The sequence below is a fragment of the Aeromonas sp. 603607 genome (assembly GCF_049171595.1).
Classification (GTDB): Bacteria; Pseudomonadota; Gammaproteobacteria; order Enterobacterales; family Aeromonadaceae; genus Aeromonas; species Aeromonas veronii.
Genome location: NZ_JAAKOV010000002.1, coordinates 203,102 through 217,646, shown reverse-complemented (window position 1 = coordinate 217,646; position 14,545 = coordinate 203,102). Strand labels below are relative to the sequence as shown.

The 14,545-nt window shown below is 57.7% G+C and carries 16 protein-coding genes; 12 read left to right on the top strand and 4 right to left on the bottom strand.

The window, feature by feature from the left end:
• Nucleotides 1-30 precede the first annotated feature (30 nt).
• The gene (locus tag G5315_RS03975; RefSeq protein WP_216953000.1) at nt 31-936 is read right to left on the bottom strand and encodes a TIGR01777 family oxidoreductase; all 906 of its coding nucleotides are present in this window, start codon (nt 934-936) and stop codon (nt 31-33) included.
• 252 nt (nt 937-1,188) lie between these two features.
• On the opposite strand from G5315_RS03975, the gene G5315_RS03970 reads away from it, so the two are divergent.
• Complete coding sequence (locus tag G5315_RS03970) at nt 1,189-2,718, top strand: EAL domain-containing protein (RefSeq protein WP_201946350.1); 1,530 nt, start codon at nt 1,189-1,191, stop codon at nt 2,716-2,718.
• A gap of 75 nt (nt 2,719-2,793) precedes the next feature.
• Here G5315_RS03970 and G5315_RS03965 read toward each other — a convergent pair whose 3' ends face one another.
• Both G5315_RS03965 and G5315_RS03960 read right to left on the bottom strand, forming a co-directional pair.
• Nucleotides 2,794-3,975 carry a PLP-dependent aminotransferase family protein gene (locus G5315_RS03965; protein WP_144714308.1) on the bottom strand — a complete coding sequence of 394 codons (1,182 nt, stop codon included), beginning with the start codon at nt 3,973-3,975 and terminating at the stop codon, nt 2,794-2,796.
• Between the two features lie 205 nt (nt 3,976-4,180).
• Nucleotides 4,181-5,248, bottom strand: coding sequence for a M28 family metallopeptidase (locus tag G5315_RS03960; protein WP_144714311.1), 1,068 nt, complete (start codon nt 5,246-5,248; stop codon nt 4,181-4,183).
• 274 nt (nt 5,249-5,522) lie between these two features.
• Here G5315_RS03960 and trmB point away from each other — a divergent pair, with 274 nt between their 5' ends.
• The 7 genes from trmB (at nt 5,523) to G5315_RS03925 (ending at nt 11,180) form a co-directional block, all read left to right on the top strand.
• Nucleotides 5,523-6,236: a tRNA (guanosine(46)-N7)-methyltransferase TrmB gene (gene trmB / locus G5315_RS03955; protein ID WP_005335228.1), complete on the top strand. Its 714-nt coding sequence runs from the start codon at nt 5,523-5,525 to the stop codon at nt 6,234-6,236.
• Nucleotides 6,237-6,284: 48 nt separating this feature from the next.
• On the top strand, nt 6,285-6,617 hold the full coding sequence (locus tag G5315_RS03950; protein WP_005348158.1) for a YggL family protein: 333 nt from the start codon (nt 6,285-6,287) through the stop codon (nt 6,615-6,617).
• A 122-nt stretch (nt 6,618-6,739) separates the two neighbouring features.
• Nucleotides 6,740-7,660, top strand: a complete 921-nt coding sequence (glsB, locus tag G5315_RS03945; RefSeq protein ID WP_421332505.1) for a glutaminase B — start codon at nt 6,740-6,742, stop codon at nt 7,658-7,660.
• A 29-nt stretch (nt 7,661-7,689) separates the two neighbouring features.
• The gene (locus G5315_RS03940; RefSeq protein ID WP_139730845.1) at nt 7,690-8,985 is read left to right on the top strand and encodes a sulfurtransferase; all 1,296 of its coding nucleotides are present in this window, start codon (nt 7,690-7,692) and stop codon (nt 8,983-8,985) included.
• Nucleotides 8,986-9,109: 124 nt separating this feature from the next.
• Nucleotides 9,110-10,285: a S8 family peptidase gene (locus tag G5315_RS03935; RefSeq protein WP_421172129.1), complete on the top strand. Its 1,176-nt coding sequence runs from the start codon at nt 9,110-9,112 to the stop codon at nt 10,283-10,285.
• A gap of 113 nt (nt 10,286-10,398) precedes the next feature.
• Nucleotides 10,399-10,608, top strand: a complete 210-nt coding sequence (locus G5315_RS03930; RefSeq protein ID WP_129503426.1) for a YgdI/YgdR family lipoprotein — start codon at nt 10,399-10,401, stop codon at nt 10,606-10,608.
• Nucleotides 10,609-10,778: 170 nt separating this feature from the next.
• On the top strand, nt 10,779-11,180 hold the full coding sequence (locus tag G5315_RS03925) for a DUF2541 family protein (RefSeq protein ID WP_129503427.1): 402 nt from the start codon (nt 10,779-10,781) through the stop codon (nt 11,178-11,180).
• 83 nt (nt 11,181-11,263) lie between these two features.
• Here the strand turns inward: G5315_RS03925 and mog are convergent, their stop codons facing one another.
• Nucleotides 11,264-11,794 carry a molybdopterin adenylyltransferase gene (gene mog / locus G5315_RS03920; protein ID WP_421332502.1) on the bottom strand — a complete coding sequence of 177 codons (531 nt, stop codon included), beginning with the start codon at nt 11,792-11,794 and terminating at the stop codon, nt 11,264-11,266.
• A gap of 382 nt (nt 11,795-12,176) precedes the next feature.
• Here mog and G5315_RS03915 point away from each other — a divergent pair, with 382 nt between their 5' ends.
• The 4 genes from G5315_RS03915 (at nt 12,177) to folA (ending at nt 14,519) form a co-directional block, all read left to right on the top strand.
• Nucleotides 12,177-12,512, top strand: coding sequence for a DUF3135 domain-containing protein (locus G5315_RS03915; RefSeq protein ID WP_421332501.1), 336 nt, complete (start codon nt 12,177-12,179; stop codon nt 12,510-12,512).
• Between the two features lie 235 nt (nt 12,513-12,747).
• Complete coding sequence (locus tag G5315_RS03910; RefSeq protein WP_005348133.1) at nt 12,748-13,545, top strand: threonine/serine exporter family protein; 798 nt, start codon at nt 12,748-12,750, stop codon at nt 13,543-13,545.
• Nucleotides 13,542-14,009 carry a threonine/serine exporter family protein gene (locus G5315_RS03905; RefSeq protein ID WP_026035076.1) on the top strand — a complete coding sequence of 156 codons (468 nt, stop codon included), beginning with the start codon at nt 13,542-13,544 and terminating at the stop codon, nt 14,007-14,009. The genes G5315_RS03910 and G5315_RS03905 overlap by 4 nt, the downstream gene beginning before the upstream one ends.
• Before the next feature lie 18 nt (nt 14,010-14,027).
• Nucleotides 14,028-14,519 (top strand): type 3 dihydrofolate reductase, encoded by a 492-nt coding sequence (folA, locus tag G5315_RS03900; protein ID WP_421263023.1) that lies wholly within the window; start codon nt 14,028-14,030, stop codon nt 14,517-14,519.
• Nucleotides 14,520-14,545 lie beyond the last annotated feature (26 nt).

Sequence of the window (14,545 nt, the reverse complement as noted above, 5' to 3'; positions counted from 1 at the left end):
TGACGAGTGGACGCAGCGAACAGGTGTGAGTTAGCGGGGCTCGCGCAGCAGATTGGCGAGGGCACTCGGCAGCTCGGGATAGCTGAAGTGGAAACCGGCCTGTTGTAGCCGAACTGGTATCACCTTTTGTCCGGTCAGCAGCAGATCTGCCGCCTCCCCCATCACCAGTTGCAACAGCGGCGCCGGGACGAAGAAGAGGTGTGGACGGTGCAGCGTGGTGGCAAGGGTCTGGCTGAACTCCCGGTTGCTGACCGGATGGGGCGCAGTGCCGTTGAAGATGCCGCTGCACTCTTCGTGCTCCAGTATAAACAGGATGGCGCGCACCAGATCCTGCACATGGATCCAGCTCATCATCTGGCTGCCCGACCCCATGGGGCCGCCGAGTCCGAGTCGGTATGGGGGGAGCATTTTGGGTAGCGCTCCCCCATCCATGCCGAGCACCAGCCCGATCCGCACGATACAGACCCGGGTCTGCTTGCTTTGTGCTTCCAGTGCCAGGGTCTCCCACTGTTGGCAGAGTTGGTGGGTGAACTCGTCGTTGGGAGAGCGGCACTGCTCGTCGAGGGTTTCGGTGCCCTGTCTGCCATACCAGCCGATGGCGGAGGCGTTGATCAGCACCTTGGGCGGCGTTGTGGAGAGCTTGATGAGATCAACCAGCTGCTCGGTCAGCAGCCAGCGGCTGTCGCAGAGCAGCTGTTTACGCGATTCGCTCCAGCGTCCGGCGGCGATGGGTTCACCCGCCAGATTGATCACCGCATCCACGTCATTGAGGTCATCGAGCCGGTCAAGGTTATCCAATACCTTGATATCGTGACCGAGCAGGGAGTAGGCGCGGCTCCCCTGCCTGCTCAAGACCACGACCTCGTGATTGACCTTGAGATGGGCAACCAGCTTGCGGCCGATAAAGCCGGTTCCTCCGGTAATCAGAATCTTCATCGTTGCACGCTCCTGCTGCCGTTTGCTCTACTCTAATGGCGTCGTCCTCCTTCAACAAGTGGACGAGTTTGACACGTTTTGTTCATTCGACTGATGTTAACTCTATCCTCTTCTTGCGACATATTGTTGAACAATAGTTTGAATTGATTGATTTTTGTCGGGTGGACATTTGTTGTTCAATCGCTATTATGGCGACCCTTTCGCCTGTCCACCGGGGCTGTCACCCACCATCCGAGCATCAAAGAGGCCGCCATGCCATTTCGTCGTTTGAAACTTCGCCAGCTTTACTCGAGGATTCTGGTGGCACTACTGATGGGGGGCGGGATCCTGCTGCTGGGGGTTGTTGCCGTTATCTGGCAGACAGTGACCGAGATAGAGCATGATTCCGATTCACGCTTGCAGCATGCCCGGATGATGTTTGATCGCTCCATCGGCCATGCCCGGCAAGCGGCCATCAATGTGGAGGGGATGCTTGGTCACCCCTGCAAGGAGGCGGCACAACTGCTGCGCGAACAGGTGGCCACTGTGCCTGATGTCCGCTCTGCCAATCTGGCTATAGGAAATCGTATCTATTGCACCTCGCTCTATGGTGACTACGATGGCCCCTTCAACCCTGACAGTTATGTGGATGGCAGGCTGCAACTGCTGCCAGGCAATGAGGTCACACCGGATCGCCCCCTGATCGTGCTGCGCCACGAAACGGACAAGGGGAGTGTGCTGATCGGTGTGGATGGCTACTACCTGCGCAATACCCTGGAGATCTCCAGCAAGAACTCCCCGATGGCTCTGGTGGTGGGGCAGAGGGCACTGTTTGGCTCAGGTCAGTTCGGGGCGGCGCCCTCTCCGGCAGAAGAGGGTTATATTGCCCTCGCTTCGGCCGATTTCCCCTATCAGGTCGTCACCCGGATCACGGTGCATGATTACTTGAGCCACGCATGGCGCTACTCCAGAGATACCTTGATCCTCTCTCCACTGCTGGCGCTGCTGATTGGATTCGGCACCTTCAGGCTGATGGGGCGTAGCAGCTCACCAGCGGAGGAGCTCAAGCGGGCGTTGATCGAGGAGGAGTTTATCCCCTACCTGCAGCCGGTGGTCTCCGGTGAGGATGAGCAGTGGCGTGGTTGTGAGGTGCTGATGCGCTGGCAGCATCCCAAGCAGGGGATGATCTCGCCGGATCGCTTTATCCCGCTGGCGGAAGATAGCGGCCTGATCGTGCCCATGACCAGCCTGTTGATGGCCGAGGTGCGTGACCACTTCTCCCCTTATGCCCGCAAGCTGCCGGCAAAGTTTCATTTTTGCTTCAATATCAGCGCCAAGCACTTCCAGGATCTCGACCTGTTGGCTGACTGCAAGGCCTTTCTCGACGCGTTTAAGGACAATCCCGTTGATTTGGGGTTGGAGCTGACGGAGCGGGAGCTGCTGGTGGCTGATGAGACAACCGCCCGGATGTTTGCCGAGTTGCGCAAACTGGGCGTGTTGATCGCTATCGATGACTTTGGCACCGGTCACTCCAGTCTCACCTATCTGCAGCAGTTTCAGGTCGATGCAATCAAGATTGACCGTAGCTTTGTAGAGATGATCGGTACGGATGCACTCTCCAGCCATATCGTTGAAAACGTGATTGATCTGGCGAAGCGACTTGAATTGATCCTGATCGCGGAGGGGGTCGAGAAGCAGTCGCAGGCGGACTACCTGCGGGCTCGCCACGTTGACTATCTGCAAGGATATCGCTACGGCCGCCCCATTCCGATGAAGCAGTTTTGCAAGACCCTGTTTGGCTGAACGGGTGAATGGGGAGCATAAAAAAAACCAGCGAGCGCTCGCTGGTTTTTTGTTAATACGGTTTGGCTTGGGCGTTCAGAGCATCCGCTGGAGGGCGCGGGCCAGCCGCTTGACCCCCTCCTCGATGGTCGCCTCATCGACGCAGGAGAAGCTCAGGCGCAGGGTGTTCTTGATTTCGGGGCGTACATAGAAGGGGGCGCCGGGCACGAAGGCTACCTTCTCCTTGATCGCCTCATCAAACAGGGCCATGGCGCTGATGTGGGCTGGCAGAGTCAGCCAGAGGAACATGCCCCCTTCCGGTCTGGTGTAGCTGACGCCGGGCGGGCAGTGACGGGCCAGTGCAGCCTCCATGGCAGCACGCTGGCGACCATAGACCTCCTTGATCTTCTCCAGATGGGCATCCAGTGAATTGTCGGTCAGGAAGCGGTGCAGCACCTGCTGGCTGAAGGCGTTGCTGTGCAGATCGGTGGCCTGCTTGGCGATGGTCACCTTCTTGCGCAGCCACTCCGGCACCAGCATCCAGCCCAGACGGAAGGCGGGCACCACGGTTTTGGAAAACGAGCCGAGCAGCACGGTATTGTTTGGCGCCAGCTTGGCAATGGGGGGCAGATGCTCCCCTTCGAAGCGCAGCTCGCCGTAGGGATCATCTTCCACCATCAACAGCTCGTGGCGCACCAGTCGCTCGGCCAGTGCCTCGCGGTTGGCACGGTTGTAGGAGACACCGCTCGGGTTCTGGAAGTTGGGCACGCCGTAGAGCAGCTTGGCATTGGATCCGCTTGCCAGCAGCGCATCCAGCGCCGCCAGATCCAGACCCTCTTCTTCAAGGGTGATCGGCTTGAAGGTGGGTTGATAGACAGAGAAAGCCTGAATGGCGCCAAGGTAACCCGGCTCTTCGATGATGAGATCCTGACCCTCGTCGATCAGCACCTTGCCCAGCAGATCCAGCGCCTGCTGGGAGCCGCTGGTGATGAGGATGTTGTCCGGATTGACCTGCATGCCGTGGCGGGTCAGATAGCGGTCGGCAATATATTGGCGCAGCGGGGCGAAGCCTTCGGTCGCCGCATATTGCAGGGCGGCAGCCCCTTGCTCGCGCAGCACATCCTGACAGGCCTGATCGATCGCCTTGACCGGAAACAGGTGGGGATTGGGCAGGCCACCAGCGAAGGAGATGATCTCCGGATTGGCGGCAACTTTGAGGATTTCACGGATAAAGGAAGGTTCAACCTTCTCGAAGCGCTGGGCAAAAAACGGCTGCATAGACAATTCTCTCGGCATGTGGGCGGTCGCTCCATTCGACCGCCAGGTTATCCGTTTGTATCAGATTTCAGAAATGAGGCAATGATTGTCACAAAAATCGCCAAAAAAGGCAGGTTTGGCACCTGCCCGAATTTTACCTGCCCGTGTGGCTCCCATGAATTGAAATGAGTTAGGGCGATCTTGTTTTGTGGACAAGCAACTGACCTTACAAACCCGGTTCCTTGAGGAAGCGGATCATCAGGTCGGTGTTGGCGCCAAGTTGGCTTTCTACTCTGCCAGGGAATAGTTCCGCCATCTTGTCGAGGCGGTCGTACTGGGTGTGCCAGATTTTTCCCCACTGGGTTTCGCTGTCACGATCGCAGGCGCTCTTGGTGGTGGCGTCATAGCAGTCCCACAGCGCTGGATTGGTGCTTTGGGAGTAGCCGTCATAGCCATCAGCGCCGTTGATGGTGAAGTTGGTCGCTTCAACGTAGGCGATCGGCACCCCCAGGCAGGCAAAGGGAGCGTGATCTGACCAGCTGCCAGTCTCCCCTTCCGGATAACCGCTGTAGCTGGGATGAATGGCAAACGGGGTCGCAGTCTGTTTGGAGAGGGTAAGCAGGCGATCCCGCACCTTGGGATCGAAGCTGTAGCGGCTCGGATCTGTGCAGTTGTATTCGGCGACGTCCGAGTGGGCTGAGTGGACGTAGACGATGTCGCCCCCGGCGATGGTGTCGTAGTTCACCATCGCCAGCAGCTTGGCGACGGCGGTGCTGTCGAGGCTGGCGGCATAGGCTTTGGAGCCGTTGAGACCGTTCTCCTCCGCCCCGAAGAATGCAAAGCGAACCGTGTAGGGCAAGGTTTGTCCTTTAAGCGCCTCAGCCACTGCCAGCAGGGCTGCGACGCCAGCGCCGTTGTCGGTGGCTCCTTCAGAACCTTTCTTGTCGCCCGTACTGTCGTAGTGGGCGCCGATCAGGATCACCTTGTCACTTGTGCCCTTGAGCTCAGCGATCAGGTTTTGGGAGTTTTTACTGGCGCCGCTTTTGGTGTAGGTGAAGGGTTGGCGTTGCACATCGTAGCCCCAACCGGTCAGATGGTCCTGGATCCATGCCGCGGCACGAGTTTCTGCCTCTGTCCCCGTGGGGCGCGCGCCAATCCCTTCTGCGGTTGAGCTCAACTGCACCAGATACTCATAGGCCTGCTCGGCGGCAGCAGGGGTTTGTGAGTCATTTGTTGATGTGTCGCATCCCGCAAGCAAAGTGGTGATGGCAAACGCCAATGCTCTGTATTTCATACTGCAATCCTTTGTTGTGTATGGTTTTATTTGCGCAGGCAGCATGTACTCGACGCGTGACCGATTCTGTGAACGGGTCGGCATTTGTCAACTGTTGTCAATGAAATGGTGAGAGATGAGGGATTTGTTTCGCGAAACACTTGCGCCTTGGGCCTATCTTGGGATAATTCGCTCCCCTGTTTTCGCGGGTTGATGAAATGATGAGCCGCGCGCGGTCCCGCTCGGGATCGGACACAAGATGTATTACCCGGATTGATGAAATAACGAGACCATTATGCCTGTGACCCAAGATGTATTTAACGAAGACGGCAAGTTCATGCGCAAGATCCGCAGCTTTGTCCGTCGCGAAGGCCGCCTGACCAAAGGGCAGGAGAAGGCCCTGGAAGAGCTCTGGCCGGTCATGGGCATCGATTTCGAGCCAAAGCAGCTCGATCTGGTCGCACTGTTTGGCCGTGAAGCACCTGTGGTGCTGGAGATCGGCTTTGGCATGGGCGCCTCTCTGGTGGAGATGGCCAAGAATGCCCCCGAGAAGAACTTCATTGGCATTGAAGTGCACTCCCCTGGCGTGGGCGCCTGTCTGGGTACCGCTCAGGAAGCGGGTGTCACCAATCTGAAGGTGATCTGCCACGATGCGGTCGAGGTGCTGGAGCACATGATCCCGAACGGTTCACTCTCCTGCCTGCAACTCTTCTTCCCGGATCCCTGGCACAAGAGCCGTCACCACAAGCGCCGCATCGTACAGCCTGCGTTTGCCCAGGATATTCGCCAGAAGCTGGCCATCGGTGGCGTGTTCCACATGGCGACCGACTGGGAAAACTATGCAGAGCACATGCTGGAAGTGATGAGCGCCGCCGAGGGTTACGAGAACACCTCTGCCACCGGCAACTGGGTGCCTCGTCCGGACTGGCGTCCGCTGACCAAATTTGAACAACGTGGCCACCGTCTCGGCCACGGGGTTTGGGATCTGATTTTCAAGCGTGTCAGCTAAGCTGGCACGTCAACACACCTAGCGTATCAACTAACTTGAGGAGCTATCATGGCCAATCGTAGCCGCCGCCTGCGCAAGAAACTGCGCGTCGATGAATTCCAGGAAATGGGTTTCGACATCAGTTTCAACTTCCCGGTCGGCACTGCCGAAGAGACCATCGATGCGGTAGTCGATGCGATGATCGATGAGGTTGTTGAACCCCGTAAACTGGCTTTTGCCGGCTCCGGTCACCTGGCCTGGGAAGGGATGATCTGCACCCAGCAACTGGGCAAGTGTACCGAAGAAGACCGCGCCGCCGTCAAATCCTGGCTGGAAGGCAAGGGGATGGAAGCCGTGGTCGTTACCGAGCTGTTCGATCTCTGGTACGGTGAACCGGCCTGATACAAGGCTGCCGCATCTGGCGCCTTGTTGTGGGTAACTGAAAAATCCCGCCGCTGGCGGGGTTTTTGTCAGTGGGGATGGGATCTCCACCGCTGTTTTAGTCATGGAATCGCTTATTGCTTATGGTGTTGTCATCCGAATTACTGGCCAGCATCCTTGAAGAGGTGCGCCCGTTGCTGGGACAAGGCAAGGTGGCCGACTACATTCCGGCACTGGCTCAGGTACCGGCCGATCGGCTTGGTATCGCAGTCTGTACCGTCGAGGGGGAGCTGTTCACCGCCGGTGACGCTTTCGAACCCTTCTCCATCCAGAGTATTTCCAAGGCCCTGAGCCTGACCCTGGCACTCACTCTCTATCAGGAGGAGGAGATCTGGGCCCGGGTGGGCAAGGAGCCCTCCGGCCAGCCCTTCAACTCGCTGGTACAGCTCGAGTTCGAGCAGGGGATACCCCGCAACCCCTTTATCAATGCCGGAGCGCTGGTGGTGAGCGATCTGCTGGAGACCCGCCTCACTGCACCGCGTCAGCGTACTCTGGAGCTGGCTCGCCGCCTTTCCGGCAATCCGGCCATCATGGCGGATCAGGTGGTCGCCCGCTCCGAATATCAGCACTCTGCCCGCAACGCCGCCATCGCCTATCTGATGAAGGCCTATGGCAACTTCGAAAACGAAGTGGACAAGGTGCTGCAAAGCTACTTCAATGCCTGTGCCATTCGCATGAGCTGCGTCGATCTGGCGCGGGCATTCATCTATCTTGCCAACCGTGGTGTGCCACTGGGCGAGAGCGTGCCGCTGCTGCCCGCCCGCACCACCAAACAGGTCAACGCCCTGCTCGCCACCTGCGGCCTCTATGACGAGGCGGGCGATTTTGCCTATCGGGTCGGCATGCCGGGCAAATCGGGGGTCGGCGGCGGTATCATCGCCCTGATCCCGGGCGAGCTCTGCGTCTGTGTCTGGTCGCCCGAGCTCAACAAAGCCGGCAACTCGCTGGCGGGCACGGCGGCGCTGGAGCTGCTGGCCGAGCGGCTGGGTCGCTCCATTTTTTAACCTTGTTCACTATGAATCGAGAAATCACCATGAAACGACATCTTCGCTTCCTGCAGGCCGCGCTGGCGACCTTACTGCTCTGGTGTGCCCTGCCCGCCGTGGCTGGGGAGTTGCCACCGCTTTCGCTGGCCGATGCCAAGGCCAAACAGGCGGTCATCCTGGATACCCGCGCCAGCTACTTCTATCAGGGGTGGCCGATGGAAGGGGAGAAGCAGGGCGGCCATGTGGCGGGTGCCGAGAACCTCTCTGCCGAGTGGAAATACAGCGATGAAGAGTGGCCAAAGGCGCTCGAGATCAAGGGGCTGAAGGCCGATCGTCCGGTTGCCCTCTACGGTGCGTCCCGCGAAGTGGCCGAGGTGGCCCGTTTGCTGCGCAAGCAGGGGATCAAGCAGCTGTTCGAGCTGCAAGGGTGGCAAGCTGCACCGCGCGAGTCGCTGGCACGCTGGCAGCAGCTGGTCTATCCGCGCTGGTTGGCGGATCTGCAAGAGGGCAAGCCAGTTGCCGCGGCGCCCAAGGGCGACTGGAAGCTGTTTGAAGTGGATTGGGGTTCACCCAAGGCCTACCTCATCAGCCACATCCCGGGGGCAGGTTATATCGATACCAACAGCCTCGAGGAGGAGCCGCTGTGGAACAAGGTCTCTGACGAAGCGCTCAAGAAGCTGCTGCTGGATAACGGCATCCGTCACGACACCACCGTCATCCTCTATGGTCGCAACACCATGGCGGCTGCCCGTGCCGCGCATCTGATGATGTATGCGGGGGTGGAAGATGTGCGCCTGCTGGACGGTGGTCTGGATGCCTGGTTTATCCAGCACCTGCGTACCGAAACGGGTTTGCCCAACAAATATGAGCCGGTGAAGGAGTTTGGCGTGGCCATTCCCGCTCACCCCGAGTACTACACCACGTTAAGTCAGGCAAAAGAGCTGCTCAAGCAGCCCGATAGCGCACTGGTCAGCGTGCGTACCTGGGACGAGTTTGTCGGCAACACCTCAGGTTACAGCTACATCAAGCCGAAGGGCGATATTCCGGGGGCCAAGTGGGGTCACGGTGGGGTGGATGCCAACAGCATGAGCGACTTCCACAACCCGGACGGCACCATGAAGCCGGCCCGCGAGATCCTCGCCATGTGGGAGCAGTGGAATATCGAGCCAACTCAGCAGGCCGCATTCTACTGCGGTACCGGCTGGCGCGCCTCCGAGGCCTTCTTCTACGCCTGGCTGATGGACTGGAAACGGATCAGCGTCTACGACGGCGGTTGGTATGAGTGGAGTTCCGATCCCAAGAACCCGACCGTGACCGGTGAGCGCCAGCCCGCCAAGTCATGATTGCGCTCTTGCGCTTCAAAGAAGAGGCCGGACAGATGTCCGGCCTTTTTGTATCCGCTCGGGCCTGCGCCAGCCTGCCACTACACTTTGCTGGTGGCTATCAGGTCGATGGAAGGAGTGACTGATGAGACGGATATGGACAGGCCTGCTGGTGGCAGGCGTACTGACACAGGGGGTAATGGCTGCCGAACGGGCTCGTTATCTGGTGCAACTCAAGCCGGGGGCGGAGGCCGCTGTGCTGGCCCAAAGCAAAGGGATGGGGGGCGAGCTGGCCCTGCAACTGCCCGAGCAGCATGCGCTGGCGCTCTGGTTGCCAGCTGCTGCAGCGACAGCGCTGGCGCGCAACCCCAACGTGCTGTGGGTGGAGCCGGATGCCAAGCGTTATGCCAGTGCCGAGACCCTGCCTTATGGCATTCCCATGGTACAGGCGCCACAACTGAGCGATGGTATGGCCGGAGAGGTGCTGGTGTGTATCATTGACTCTGGCTATAGCGGCAATCACCCGGATCTGCCCCATGGGGCGCAGGTGCAGGGTAGTGACAACGCAGGTACAGGCAGCTGGAGCAGTGACGAAAACGGTCACGGCACCCACGTGGCAGGCACCATAGCCGCCATTGGGGGGAACGACATGGGCGTGGTCGGTGTCTTGCCGAATCAGAGTGTCCCGCTGCACATCATCAAGGTGTTTGGCGCCAACGGCTGGGCCTATACCTCCAACCTGGTGGGGGCTCTCAATGCCTGCAAGCAGGGGATGAGCAGTCGTGGCTTTACTCGCATGGTCATCAACATGAGCCTAGGGGGCAATGTGCCCAGCAAGACGGAAGAGCAGGCGTTCAATCAGGCTTACAGCCAGAATGTGTTGAGTGTGGCGGCGGCGGGCAATGCGGGCAACACCAGCAAGTCCTATCCCGCCTCTTACAGCAGTGTGGTGAGCGTGGCTGCTATCGATGGCAGCAAGCAGTTGGCTTATTTCTCGCAACGCAACGATCAGGTGGAGCTGGCGGCCCCCGGTGTTGCTGTGCTGTCGACCGTGCCGAGTGGTTACGCCAGCTACAGCGGTACCTCGATGGCGACCCCTCATGTGGTCGGGGTCGCCACCCTGGCCTGGTCACAGCGGCTGGAGTGCAGCAATGATCAACTGCGCCAGACCCTGCGCAGCAGCGCCCAGGATCTGGGGGCTGTCGGACGGGACAACAGCTATGGCTATGGTCTGGTGCAGGCCAGAGCCGCGGCAGATCGGCTGGCACTTGGCTGTGGTTCCGGTACCGGTAGCAGTGGCAAACCGGGTGGTCGCAAGTAACTGATTTTTGATGGTGATCTCACTTTATTGTGCAAGTTTCCGACTGCCTGCCGGATTGGAGTAGGCTGGATATGACACCCTCGTGGTGAGGGTGAAAGGAGAAGAGTGCGCCTATGAAAAAACTGATGATGATCCTGGTGTGCGCCCTGGGGCTGGTAGCATGCAGCTCCCAATACATCATGAGCACCAAGGATGGCAAGATGATCACCACAGAGAGCAAGCCCAAGCTGGACGAGAGTACCGGTATGTATCGCTATTACGATCATGAAGGGCGTGAGGTGATGATCAATAAAGAAGATGTGACCCAGATCATGGAGCGTTGAGCGCTCATATGCAGTCAGGGCCGCAATATGCGGCCCTTCACATTTTTACCGGCAAATTCCTCCATTTTCTCCAGGCAATCGCCCCTCTTTCGCCGCAAATGCGCGTTCGGGTACAGCTTCCGTTATGGTTCGGTCCGTATTATTGCACTCCGTTTTTTATTGGAGGTGTTATGTCCCTGATGTCTATCTGGAATTCCCGTTTTTCCGCGCGCACCCTGCTGGGTGGTGTCTTGCTGGTGGTGGCGTCAGCCAGCCATGCTGGCGATGATCAGTTCACGCTGGGGCGGACTATTTTGCTGGGGGCCGGTGATCATGGTGCGACAATTCCTTTGGTGATTTGCCGTCAGACCAAATATATCAAGGTGAAGGCGGAACGTGATTTGACCCTGGATCGGGTGGTGGTGACCTATGGTGGTGATCGTACCAAAACCATTCGCTTCGATCGGGAGATGAGCAGTGATAAAGAGACCGAGTGGAAATCACTGGGTTCGCGTCGTTGTGTGAAAAAGATCGAAGTGTACGGTAATTCAGAGCGCAGCAAAGCGGGCGTAAAAGTATTCGGCCGTAAATAATCGATGCATTTTGTCTGCGCAAACAGATGAGCTAAAAATAATGGCGAGCCGTGGCTCGCCATTATTTTTTATGGTCGGCTTTGCTATTTTTTCGGCCGAAATGGCTTGATGACAGTTTCATCGCACTCAAGATACGGCCCTTCCATCAAATCGATGCAGTAGGGGATGGCGGGGAATACTGCATCCAGACACTCGCAGATCGATTTGGGCTTGCCCGGCAGATTGACGATCAGGGTATCGTCGCGCAGCCCGGCAGTCTGGCGCGACAGAATGGCGGTCGGCACAAACTTGAGGGATTCGGCCCGCATCAGCTCGCCAAAGCCCGGCATCATTCGATCACACACCGCTTCGGTCGCTTCCGGCGTGACATCCCGCTTGGCCGGGCCGGTGCCGCCTGTGGTGACGATGAGACAACACTGCTCTTCATCCGCCAGCCGGATCAGGGTCGCTTCAATCTGATCCTGTTCATCGGGGATCACCTGATAGACAGGTTCCCACTCCGAGGTCAGATAGGCGTTCAGGGTGTCGATGATGGCCTTGCCGGAGAGGTCTTCATAGATGCCCGCGCTGGCGCGATCGCTGACGGTGACGATACCGATTTTTGCCTTGCTCATGGTCTGCTCTTGAATGTCCGATAAAAGTGGCAATTAAAATAACATAATCAGTGAGATATGTTAAATCGTCGGAAGGAGCTACTGGTCATTTTATGGATGATAAAGAGTCGAATGAAGCAAAATTAATTTATCCCGACTTTTATTGGAAATAAAAAACATAAAAAAGCAGCCTAAAATGTCTAAGTGTTTTGCATGCTCTTTCTTTTTTAAGCAAATGTTTGTTTCTGCATGTTATTTCAATGGATGATTTTCATCATGGTTGCCATTTTAATAACGATTACCTGAGTGGTGTGGTGAGCTCTTTGCCGCTCGGTCGTATATAAAGTTTTATATGGCTGGTTCCTCAAGTTGTAGAGCCAGCAATAGTCGCCAAGGAGGGCATATGGAGTTGCCTGATTTTGACACCCTGAAGGAGTTGGCCGCGAGTGAGCCCTCCCAGCTGGATGCGATTCTGGAGCAGCAGATCGACCAGTTGATGGCCCGAGCGAGCCCCGATCAGCAGCGCCGTCTGCGCGGGTTGCAGTTCAAGATTGATGGTCAGCGCCGTCTGGCGAAAAACAATCTTGATAGCTGTATCCGGATTACCAACATGATGCGGGAATCTTTTTATTTGATGCGCAGCGAAATGAGCCAGTTCAGAGAAGAGGGGGACCCTCCGCCTGAAAGCGATGGCAGTGGTAAAATAATCCATCTGGCTGACTATCGACGTCGCAAATAATCTGCAATAACCCCCTTGGTTGATATTTCAGCCAAATCGGTGAGGCCATAATAAAGGGAATTGCTGGCGACCTGATTGTTATGATTTTTAATGTTAGTCGTAATGTATTTGTGATGTAATTTCTTTTCTCCTTCTTGTAATAACTAATTAGTCAGGTTGTGATAGGGGTGGATGAATAACAGTAAAAGTTAGGCTAATATGGCCGAAATTTTTATTGCTACGACTCGAAGGGATTATGAGAAGTATCACACCAAGACGGGTGTTGTCGCGGGAGCAACAGACAGAGATCACCCGCATTATCGTCAAGGTGGGTCAGATGTTGGCCCAGTTCGGGGCGGAGAGCAGGATCATCGAGCAGACCACGGTGCGGCTGGGGATGGCGCTGGGGCTGGAGAGTGTCGAGATGGCCATCTCTTCCAGTGCCATCGTGCTCACCAGCCTCTATCAGGGGGGCTGTGTTACCACTACCCGGCGGGTGCGCGAACATGGCATCAACATGCAGGTGGTGTGCGAGATCCAGCGGATCTGCATCATGGCGGAGAAAGAGCTGATCGGTGCCCGTGAAGTGCGCCAGCGCCTCGAGGCCATCGTCCCCTTTCACTATCACCCCTGGCTGGTGGTCCCCATGGTGGGGCTCTCATGTGGTGCTTTTAGCCTGCTGTTTGGCGGTGACTGGCCCATCTTCCTGGTGACCTGTTTCTCGTCTGCCGTGGCGATGCGGGTGCGCCAGCTGATGGCCCGCCATCACCATAGCCCGCTCATCAACTTTGCCGCTACCGGCTTTATCGCCACCTTGCTCTCCTCCAGCGCCACCTTCTTTAACTGGGGTGACCAGCCTTATCTCGCCATGGCGGCCAGCGTGCTGCTGCTGGTGCCGGGCTTTCCGCTGATCAATGCGGTCTCAGACATGGTGAAGGGCTACTTCAACATGGGGCTGGCCCGTTGGGGGACCGCGACCCTGCTGACTATCAGCGCCGCCATAGGTATCATTTTGGCCATGTCGGTCACCGGTATCTGGGGGTGGAAAGTATGATGGATTTGCTCTGGCTACTGGCCAAGGATGCCTTCTGGTCCTCCATTCCGGCGGTGGGGTTTGCCATGCTGTTCAATGTGCCACCACGGATGCTGAAGTACTGCGCCATGGGCGGCGCGCTGGCCCACAGCCTGCGTACCCTGCTGATCCACTATGGTATGCCCATCGAGTGGGCGACGCTGGCGGCGGCCACCACGGTCGGCTTTGTCTGCGTCTACTGGTCGCGCCGTCTGCTGGCGCCGCGTCCGGTGTTCAGCGTTGCCTCCATCATTCCGATGATCCCGGGCAGTTATGCCTTCAAGACCATGATTGCGGTGGTAGAGCTCAACATCAACGGCGTGACCATGGAGTTGATCCAGAGTGCGGTGGAGAACGGCCTCAAGGCGCTCTTTATCGTCGGTGCCCTCAGTTTCGGTTTGGCGATCCCCTCTCTGGTCGTGTACCGTAACCGCCCCATAATCTGACAGACGGTGAGAGGCCCCATGAAGATTTCCATGATTGCCGCCATGGCCCACGATCGGGTGATAGGTCTGGACAATCAGATGCCCTGGCATCTGCCTGCGGATCTAGCCCACTTCAAGCGAGTTACCTTGGGCAAGCCGGTGCTGATGGGGCGCAAGACCTTCGAATCCATCGGACGACCGCTGCCCGGACGGCGCAATCTGGTGATCAGCCGCAATCCCGACTATCAGGCTGAGGGCATTGAGGTGGTGGGCTCCGTCGAGGCGGCGCTGGCGCTGTTGGCAGGCAGCTCGGTGGAGGAGTTGATGGTGATCGGTGGTGGTCATCTCTATGCCGAGATGTTGCCGAGCGCGGATTGTCTCTACCTGACCCGCATCGATCTGGCGGTGGAGGGGGATACCCGCTTCCCCGCTTTTGACGATGGCCAGTGGCAACGGATTGAGTGCGATAGCCACCCTGCCGATGAGAAGAACCCGTGCCCCTATAGCTTTGAGACCTGGCAGCGCCGCTGACGGACGAATGCTAATGGGCAAATAAC

Coding starts and splice junctions, on each gene's coding strand:
- G5315_RS03975 (WP_216953000.1), bottom strand. CDS start 936: ATGAAGATTCTGATTACCGGAGGAACCGGCTTTATCGGCCGCAAGCTG.
- G5315_RS03970 (WP_201946350.1), top strand. CDS start 1,189: ATGCCATTTCGTCGTTTGAAACTTCGCCAGCTTTACTCGAGGATTCTG.
- G5315_RS03965 (WP_144714308.1), bottom strand. CDS start 3,975: ATGCAGCCGTTTTTTGCCCAGCGCTTCGAGAAGGTTGAACCTTCCTTT.
- G5315_RS03960 (WP_144714311.1), bottom strand. CDS start 5,248: ATGAAATACAGAGCATTGGCGTTTGCCATCACCACTTTGCTTGCGGGA.
- trmB (WP_005335228.1), top strand. CDS start 5,523: ATGCCTGTGACCCAAGATGTATTTAACGAAGACGGCAAGTTCATGCGC.
- G5315_RS03950 (WP_005348158.1), top strand. CDS start 6,285: ATGGCCAATCGTAGCCGCCGCCTGCGCAAGAAACTGCGCGTCGATGAA.
- glsB (WP_421332505.1), top strand. CDS start 6,740: ATGGTGTTGTCATCCGAATTACTGGCCAGCATCCTTGAAGAGGTGCGC.
- G5315_RS03940 (WP_139730845.1), top strand. CDS start 7,690: ATGAAACGACATCTTCGCTTCCTGCAGGCCGCGCTGGCGACCTTACTG.
- G5315_RS03935 (WP_421172129.1), top strand. CDS start 9,110: ATGAGACGGATATGGACAGGCCTGCTGGTGGCAGGCGTACTGACACAG.
- G5315_RS03930 (WP_129503426.1), top strand. CDS start 10,399: ATGAAAAAACTGATGATGATCCTGGTGTGCGCCCTGGGGCTGGTAGCA.
- G5315_RS03925 (WP_129503427.1), top strand. CDS start 10,779: ATGTCCCTGATGTCTATCTGGAATTCCCGTTTTTCCGCGCGCACCCTG.
- mog (WP_421332502.1), bottom strand. CDS start 11,794: ATGAGCAAGGCAAAAATCGGTATCGTCACCGTCAGCGATCGCGCCAGC.
- G5315_RS03915 (WP_421332501.1), top strand. CDS start 12,177: ATGGAGTTGCCTGATTTTGACACCCTGAAGGAGTTGGCCGCGAGTGAG.
- G5315_RS03910 (WP_005348133.1), top strand. CDS start 12,748: ATGAGAAGTATCACACCAAGACGGGTGTTGTCGCGGGAGCAACAGACA.
- G5315_RS03905 (WP_026035076.1), top strand. CDS start 13,542: ATGATGGATTTGCTCTGGCTACTGGCCAAGGATGCCTTCTGGTCCTCC.
- folA (WP_421263023.1), top strand. CDS start 14,028: ATGAAGATTTCCATGATTGCCGCCATGGCCCACGATCGGGTGATAGGT.